The 8,822-nt window shown below is 45.8% G+C and carries 5 protein-coding genes; all 5 read right to left on the bottom strand.

What is annotated here, in order from left to right; all coding sequences use genetic code 11:
* Nucleotides 1-286: 286 nt before the first annotated feature.
* Nucleotides 287-1,036: a pyruvate formate-lyase-activating protein gene (gene pflA / locus LG34_RS03495; protein ID WP_109214895.1), complete on the bottom strand. Its 750-nt coding sequence runs from the start codon at nucleotides 1,034-1,036 to the stop codon at nucleotides 287-289.
* A gap of 188 nt (nucleotides 1,037-1,224) precedes the next feature.
* Nucleotides 1,225-3,477: a formate C-acetyltransferase gene (gene pflB / locus LG34_RS03490; RefSeq protein WP_109214894.1), complete on the bottom strand. Its 2,253-nt coding sequence runs from the start codon at nucleotides 3,475-3,477 to the stop codon at nucleotides 1,225-1,227.
* Between the two features lie 368 nt (nucleotides 3,478-3,845).
* Nucleotides 3,846-5,303 carry an FAD-dependent oxidoreductase gene (locus tag LG34_RS03485; protein WP_109214893.1) on the bottom strand — a complete coding sequence of 486 codons (1,458 nt, stop codon included), beginning with the start codon at nucleotides 5,301-5,303 and terminating at the stop codon, nucleotides 3,846-3,848.
* Nucleotides 5,304-5,337: 34 nt separating this feature from the next.
* Complete coding sequence (locus tag LG34_RS03480; RefSeq protein WP_109214892.1) at nucleotides 5,338-6,555, bottom strand: NADH-ubiquinone oxidoreductase-F iron-sulfur binding region domain-containing protein; 1,218 nt, start codon at nucleotides 6,553-6,555, stop codon at nucleotides 5,338-5,340.
* 5 nt (nucleotides 6,556-6,560) lie between these two features.
* Complete coding sequence (locus tag LG34_RS03475) at nucleotides 6,561-8,675, bottom strand: FAD-dependent oxidoreductase (RefSeq protein ID WP_109214891.1); 2,115 nt, start codon at nucleotides 8,673-8,675, stop codon at nucleotides 6,561-6,563.
* Nucleotides 8,676-8,822: the final 147 nt, after the last annotated feature.

Below are 8,822 nucleotides of genomic sequence, written 5' to 3'. Positions count from 1 at the left end.
TTTTTCTCCCCCTGTGTTTCAATATAGCTGCGAATAACCTCAATCGGTGTCGACTGATTGTATTATACCATATTTCTCATTACAGAACAAGCGTTCTGTTTTGCTTTTTATATTTATTTTTGCAATTCATCTCCCACCTGTAGAGGAAGGAGAATTCTTGCTATAATTTGTTAAAAAGGTTCAAAAAAATTAAATTTTTTATCAAAAAAAGCATGCATTACGCACGCTTTTTCTTTACAATGCTTCTTCCGCTATATAAGGAAGAAGAAATACCAATCATCCATATTTATTTCTTTGCAAATGCACCTGCTCCAAGAACCCGCTCTGCATTTTCCACGCGTTCTTTGGTCGGCGGTTTAATACCTTCCAACGGATACGGAATCCCCAGATTTTCCCATTTAAATACACCTAAGGTATGATACGGAAGCACTTCCACCCGCTCCACGTTTTTCAGTGTATGGATAAAATCTGCCAGACGATACAAATACTCATCTTTGTCGTTTCGTTCCGGCACAAGGACATGACGGATCCACACCGGTTTTCCCATATCGGACAACTCCCGCGCCATGGCAAGGATATTGTCGTTTGGCTGACCGGTCAGTTCCAGATGACCTTCCGGATCAATATGCTTGATATCCAGCAGGATCAGATCAGTATACTGCATCAGTTCTTTCCATTTGGAATAGAAAGGTTCTTTTGTGGTAAACGGATTTGCACTGGTATCTAATGTGGTGTGAATTCCCTTTTCCTGGGCCTTGCGGAACAGTTCTGTCACAAAATCAATCTGAAGCAGCGGTTCTCCGCCACTGACAGTAATACCGCCCTTCTGTTTCCAGTAAGTGCGGTATCGACAGGCTTTTTCCAAAAGCTGATCTGCTGTGTACGGCTGCCCGCTCTTCATTTCCCAGGTGTCCGGGTTATGACAGAACTGGCAGCGCATGGCACAGCCGGAAAGGAAAATCACATAACGCACTCCCGGTCCGTCCACGGAGCCGAAGCTTTCCAGGGAGTGAACGTAGCCTGTGATTTTTTCCATATTTTCCTCCTGTTATAAAAAACACCATACGAATTACTCCATGCTTCGCATTCCCGCAATTCTTCCCACCATTCGGATATCGCAGGATTTCATCCTGCTTTTATCCTCATGGTTGGGCGTGTTCCAAAGTATGTTTCCTGCTTTTATGCAAGCATAACGCAGGAAACATACTTTTGTCCACTGGTGTTTTACATATGATCGTGGCAAGTACGTGAGATTACATCCATCTGCTGCTCTCTTGTCAGATCGATGAATTTAACAGCGTATCCTGATACACGGATGGTGAAGTTTGCGTACTCTTCTTTCTCCGGATGCTCCATAGCATCGATCAGTTTCTCTACGCCGAATACGTTTACGTTCAGGTGATGTGCACCCTGATCGAAGTATCCGTCCAGAACATTTACCAGATTATCTACACGCTCAGCCTCATCATGTCCCAGAGCACCCGGGTTGATGGTCTGTGTATTGGAGATACCATCCAGTGCTTCTTCATATGGAAGTTTTGCAACAGAGTTCAGGGATGCTAATAATCCGTTCTGCTCTGCACCGTAAGATGGGTTTGCTCCAGGTGAAAGCGGAGCACCTGCTTTTCTTCCATCCGGAAGAGAACCGGTTGCTTTACCATATACAACGTTGGATGTAATGGTCAGGATAGAAGTTGTCGGCTCAGAATCACGGTAAGTATGGCAGTATTTCAGTTTGCTCATGAATGTGCGCAGTAACCATACAGCGATCTCGTCTGCTCTCTCATCATCGTTTCCGTATTTCGGGAAATCACCGGTTGTCTCGAAGTCAACTACGATTCCGCTCTCGTCACGGATTGTTTTTACTTTTGCATATTTGATGGCGCTTAAGGAGTCTACGACATGTGAGAATCCTGCGATACCTGTTGCGAATGTACGACGTACATCAGTATCGATCAACGCCATCTCAGCTGCTTCATAATAATATTTATCATGCATGTAATGGATCATGTTCAGGGTACCTACATAGAGGTGAGCCAGCCAGTCCATCATAACATCATATTTCTTCATTACCTCGTCATAATCAAGGTACTCGGATGTGATCGGTGCATATTCCGGAGCAACCTGATCATGAGTTCTCTCATCCACACCACCGTTGATCGCATAAAGCAAGCATTTTGCAAGGTTTGCACGAGCACCGAAGAACTGGATCTCTTTACCTGTCTCTGTTGCGGATACACAGCAGCAGATGGAGTAATCATCGCCCCATACCGGACGCATTACATCATCATTCTCGTACTGGATGGAACTTGTCTCTACGGAAATATGAGCTGCATATTTCTTGAAGTTCTCCGGTAAATGAGAAGAATATAATACCGTAAGGTTTGGCTCCGGAGCCGGTCCCATGTTCTCAAGTGTGTGCAGGAAACGGTAGTCTGTTTTTGTAACCTGGTGACGACCGTCCATGCCGATACCTGCTACTTCCAGTGTTGCCCAAACCGGATCGCCGGAGAACAGCTGGTTGTAAGACTCAATTCTTGCAAATTTTACCATACGGAATTTCATTGTCATATGGTCGATCAGTTCCTGTGCCTGCTCCTCTGTCAGAACACCGTTTTTCAGATCTCTCTCAATATAGATATCAAGGAAAGTAGAAACACGTCCAACACTCATAGCTGCACCATTCTGTGTTTTAACAGCTGCAAGGTATCCGAAATATACCCACTGAACTGCCTCTTTTGCATTTTTAGCCGGCTGTGAAATATCATAGCCATAGATTGCAGCCATCTCTTTCATGCCTTTTAATGCACGGATCTGATCTGCGATCTCTTCTCTTAACTGGAAGTCACCACGACGCATACCCTGACGGTTGGTTGCTTCAAAATCTTTCTGTTTGAACTCGATCAGTTTGTCGATACCGTACAGAGCTACTCGACGGTAATCACCAACGATACGTCCACGTCCATAAGTATCCGGAAGACCTGTTAAAATTTTGTTATGTCTTGCGACTTTCATCTCCGGTGTATAAATATCAAATACTGCCTGATTGTGAGTTTTGTGGTATTTTGTAAAAATCTCATGAATTTTTTCGCTTGGCTCATATCCGTACATTCTGCAGGATTCCTCGGCCATCTTAATTCCACCGTACGGCATAAATGCACGTTTCAGCGGTTTATCTGTCTGGAGACCAACAACCTGCTCCAGATCTTTTAATTCCTCATCGATGTAACCCGGACCATAAGCTGTCAGGGAAGTAACAACTTCTGTCTCCATGTCCAGAACGCCGTTTTTTGCACGCTCTGCTTTCTGTAACTCCTGAAGTTTGCCCCACAGACGGTTGGTTGCCTCTGTCGGTCCTGCCAGGAACTCCTCGTCTCCCTCATACTGAGTATAGTTATTCTGGATAAAATCGCGGACATTTACTTCTTCTTTCCACAAACGTCCTTCAAAACCATCCCACTGCTCAAATTCCTTCATGATCGTCCTCACTTTCTGGTTAGCTATTGTTAATCATTTTTTACGACCATAGAATAACAGGTTTGTATACAAAACACAATACCTTTTTGTTAAATTTTTATCACTTTTATGGTTTGTTTCAAGAAAAAAACAACCTGAAGTTTACTTCAAAAAGTAAATTCAGGTTGCTTTTCCTATATTTTCCTATCCCTATATCAATTTTATCCAGTTTTTCTTCTGCTTTTATTGTTATTTAATTAACACTATATTTCATTGCAAGCGAATTCGCGGAAGGGGACGGAAATAAGCGATGCAGGATACCTAGAAAATAGTCCGTGTCTGCGTACATGATTTCAACATCTGCTCGAAACGTACGTCCTCAGAAACTCTTAAAAGTTGTCGTCAATGTAATCTGCGATTGCCTCACCAGCCATACGTCCGGAGTTAATAGCAAATCCCATGGTGTTTCCGCACAGTGTAAAGTTATAGCTGTCACCATAGATTGTGTTTGCATCAGATCCAGCACTGTAAAGTCCCGGAATTGGTTTCAGATTTGCATCCATAACTTCGCCGTATTTGTTGATTCTGACACCGCCGACTGTTCCATAAGCAGCAATGTAGTATTTACCTACCAGGTAGCCACCCTTACCTGTGATTGGATGCAAATACTCATGCTTTTTGTGGAACTGAGAATCGTATCCCTCATCACACATATCATTGTAGTCATCCAGAGTCTCCTCCAGTTTGTCTGCATCAATGCCAAGTTTCTCAGCCAGTTCTTCGATGGAATCTGCGCGGATGAATCCGTCATATCCTTCTTCCTCTGCACGGTCGAACTCAGCGTCAACTGCCAGGAATGCATCTTCCGGATGAACGATATCGAAGATATCCGGACCGTTTTTCTTGTAGTTTTTCAGGATTTTGCCATCCATGATGCAGTATCCGTAATGTCCCGGCTGAAGTGCAAGTGCGTTTCCTGTGTAAGTTGTGTTACCCATCATACCCTCGTTCATGAAACGGTCACCATTCTGGTTGATCAGAAGGTTTGGCTGACGAAGAACTGCGTCTAACAGGAACCAGTTCATGTTGTCTTTTAACTGATAGATCATCTCGATGTTTGCACCGAATTTCTGTGCGCCTGCATCCCACATCATGTTCAGACCGTCACCGGTTGTACCCGGAACGTTGAATGGGAAGTAGTCCTCCCAGAGGTTGTAACCAAAGTTATCTTTGATCATCTCTTTGTTTGTACCGAATCCACCGGTTGCAACTACAACTGCTTTACCGCGTGCTTCGATCTCTTCGCCGTCTTTGTCAACCGCTTTTACACCAACGCATTTTCCGTCTTCCATGATCAGTCCGGTTGCCGGTGTCTCAAGGTAGATTTCTGCGCCAAGCTCTTTTGCTTTCTCTGTCATGGCACGAACCATCGGTCCTGCTGCACGTGGTCCGATGACACCGTTCTCCGGTTTTACGATATGCCATGTTGCCTCAGACTCTCTGAAGTAACGGAATGCACCTGCAAACTCAACACCCATGTCTTCCAGCCACTCGATGGTATCAGCGGATTTGTTGAAGTATGTCTGAACCAGGTCGCTGTCTACACGGTAATGTGTATACTCCATATGTTTGTTCAGAGCTTCGTCTACTGTGATGTCACAGAATGCTTTTTTCTGGTATTTTGTACCGATTCCAAGCGGTCCCATACCCATGTTTGCTGCTCCACCTGTTGTGTTGGATTTCTCAAATACGATTGCTTTCAGGTCGTTCTCACCTGCTGTGATTGCTGCTGCAAGACCTGCAGGACCTGCTGCTACTACAATTACATCTGCTTCCATTGTTTTCATAATGAAATACCTCCTGTTTTTATAAAAATTAATTTTAGTGACGTTTTTTGAATTTACCGCATTTTGTCAGACGGGTCGGCAGCTTCGGCAGACGACCGGTTGTCTGAATGATGGCATCATTCTCACATGCAGAAATACATTTTCCACACTTGGTACATTCGAATTCATCGATCATGTGAATGTATCCGCTCTTGCCCTCAATGGCGTCAGCCGGACAGACATCCGCACATTCCTCGCAGCCCTCGCAGAGGTCCGGATCGATGTAAATGCTCATAAATGCGGAACATACGTTGTTTGCACATTTTTTCTTCTTGATATGATCTTCGTACTCATTTGCAAAATAGTTCAGGGAACCCATCGCGAAATCGGATGCGGTCTGTCCCATGGTACACGGAGTGGAGAATGTCATTGCCTCTCCGATCTCTGTCATCATATCGGTAAACTCTTTTTTGCCCTGTCCTTCGGTAATTTCTTTTACCATGGTATGAAGCTGGATCAGACCTTCACGGCAGAACGTACATTTTCCACAGCTCTGCTTGCGCTCTGCCAGCAATACTTCCTCTGTCTCATGGATCATACAGCATTTGGAACCGTAAACAGTGATCACACCGTTTCCGATCTGGGTATCTGCTTCGATCACCAGATCCATAGCGGATGCATCGTACAGTTTTGTACCGATGGCGATGGCTTTCACATCTGCGTCTCCTACCAGATCTGCTACTTTTGTACCAAAAGATACTTTCTGAAGCTCACCCATTTTTCCGTCTTTGCAGACTGCCATGTAAGTGCACGGCTCATAGCTGTCTGTAAAAATATCTGCCAGTGCAGCCATAGTCAAAATATGGTGGAATGCACCGCCGCGGCTTGCTCTGCGGTTGATGATTCCGGTCTGGATCTGGATGCCGTACTCAGCAGCCTGTGCTTCCAGCTCTTTTGCATACTCAGCTTCTTTTGCCGGAATGTACAGATACATTTCCTCTGCATTGACTGCCAGCGCTGCAATCGCCATACCTTCCATTACTTTTTTCGGGTCAGCTTTCAGTACTTCCAGCTGAGCCCCTGCGATATCCGCATTATTTAAACCTGCAACCACGCGAATCGGATTTGTCTGAAATTCACGTTCTGCATTTACCTGATTCCATTTTTCTGCCACTGCTCTGCGCTCTACACCGAATTCGATCAATCCGGAAGCAGCAGTTTTTGCCAGAATATCTTCAACACTCATGTTTTTTGCATTTTCTAAAGCACTCATCTGTCTTACGCCTCCTTCTGATTAGAATACTCGGTCCACAGTCTGGACGGATGGATCTGAAGTCTTAAGTCACACTGCAGGCAGCGGCTTGCCTCGCCGCAGATATCCGCGTCGCAGATACCGTGGTCTACTTCATTGAAGTTGTCCTGTCTCTCTGCTGCCGGAGTTACCTGAGTCTTGGTACGTCCAAAGTAACCAAAGCCTTCTACTTTACCGATCTTCGGATCTGCATGCTGCTTGGGAGCAAGTGTCTCGCTGATGTCTCCATCGCCACCCAGATATTTATCAATTTCAACCGCTGCATCACGGCCGGATGCAATGGCAAGGATGACGGATTTTGTTCCGTATACAACGTCACCTGCTGCAAATACGCCTTCGGTCTCGGTTGCAAGGGAATTTTCTTTTACTACAATGCTGTTTGCTCTGCCTAAGGTCAGACCTGCTTCTTCTGTCAGATCCGGACGCTGACCTGTTGCAAAAATAACAGTGTCTGCATCAATGTGATGCTCGCTGCCTTCCTCTTTCTCGATGATGGCTCTGCGGTTCTCATCGAAGGTGAAGGATTTTACGTTCATAAAGTCAACACCTGTAACAGCGTCAGTTCCTGTGATACGCTCAAAAGTCTGTGCCGGATGTACGAAGATGCCTTCTTCTTTTGCCTGCTCGATTTCTTCATCGTCTGCAGTCATAACTTCTCTTGCTTCCAGACAGGCCAGATGAATTTCCTCTGCGCCCAGACGTTTTGCAGTTCTCGCACAGTCGAAAGCTACGTTACCACCACCGAGAACGATGATGCGTTTGCCCATTCCGGTCTCCTGACCAAGACTTGCATTGCGCAGGAAATCAATATTTAACAGAACACCCGGAAGTTCGCTGCCTTCCATCGGAAGACGGACACCTTTGTGTGCACCGATGGTCATTAAGACTGCATCGTACTCTTTCAGTAATTCAACCGGTTTTTCCACTTTTGTATTTGTCTCGATGACTACGCCCTGATCCTCGATCACTTTTGCTTCCTGTGCAACGATCTCACGCGGGAGTCGGTAGGACGGGATTCCGTAGGACATCATACCGCCAACGGTCGGAAGTGCCTCTTTTACGGTAACGGCGTGTCCCTGTTTTCTCAGGTAATATGCTGCGGTCAGACCTGCAGGGCCTCCACCGACAACACATACTTTCTTGCCGGTATCCGGAAGCTGTTTTCCTTTGCCTTTCCAGTAACGGCCAGTGTCATGCTCTGCCGCATAACGTTTGATGTCGCGGATGGACATTGCCTCGCTGACTTCTTTTCGTTTGCACTCCAGCTCACATGCATGGCTGCAGACATGTCCCAGTGCGTTCGGGAACGGTACTTTTTCACGGATGACCGCTACGGCTGCATCATAATCGCCCTCTTTTACAAAACGGATGTAACGCGGGATATCCGTATGCGCCGGACAGGCGGTACGGCACGGAACCAGTGCCTCTTCTTTTTTCAGGTTGGTTGTCAGAAGCTGTAATTTATCACGGATGGAACCGGTCGGACAGACTTCTGCACAGGCAGTACAGAAACGACAGTCTTCGTCTTTCAGTAATTTGCCATGTAAGGTTCCTACATATGTCTCAAGGTCTTTTTTGTTATACTGTAATACACCTACACCTCTCAGCTTGTTGCAGGCACGTACACAGCGGCCACACAGTACACAACGGTTCATGTCGTGGATGAGCAGCGGGTTGCCCTCTTCCATCTTGATACCTTTGATACGGGTACGCATACGCGCGTTGTTTGCACCGATGTACTGGATCAATGTCTGAAGCTCACAGTTTCCGTATTTCGGACATGTGGAGCAATCTTCCGGATGTCCTGCAAGCAGCAGCTCCAGTGCTAATGTACGGAGTTTGTTGATCCGCTCACTTGTGGTATGTACGACCATGCCATCCTGAGCACGCAGGGTACAGGATGTGGTTATGCCTTCCTGACCTTCTACTTCTACAATACACATGCGGCAGGAACCATTTTCCGGCAGATCCGGATGATGGCAGAGATGCGGAATATAAATTCCGGCTTCCAGCGCACATTCCAATACATTTTTATTCTCTGGCACTTCCAAACGTGTGCCGTCAATCGTAATGACTGCCATGTTTTTCTCCCTTCTGTTCTTCTTCATTCAACAGTTGTCGTTCTGATTTTCTTTCTGTTTTGTTCTCATTTTTCAGGAACGTCACACATTCCTGATGTTTTGTTCAAGAATGCTCCGGCATTCTTGTTGCGAGGTGCGCGTCATGCA

Source organism: Eubacterium ramulus (genome assembly GCF_003122485.1).
Lineage (GTDB): Bacteria > Bacillota > Clostridia > Lachnospirales > Lachnospiraceae > Eubacterium_I > Eubacterium_I ramulus_A.
The sequence above is the reverse complement of the archived record's forward strand: the minus strand, read 5'-3'. Positions and strand labels throughout refer to the sequence as shown.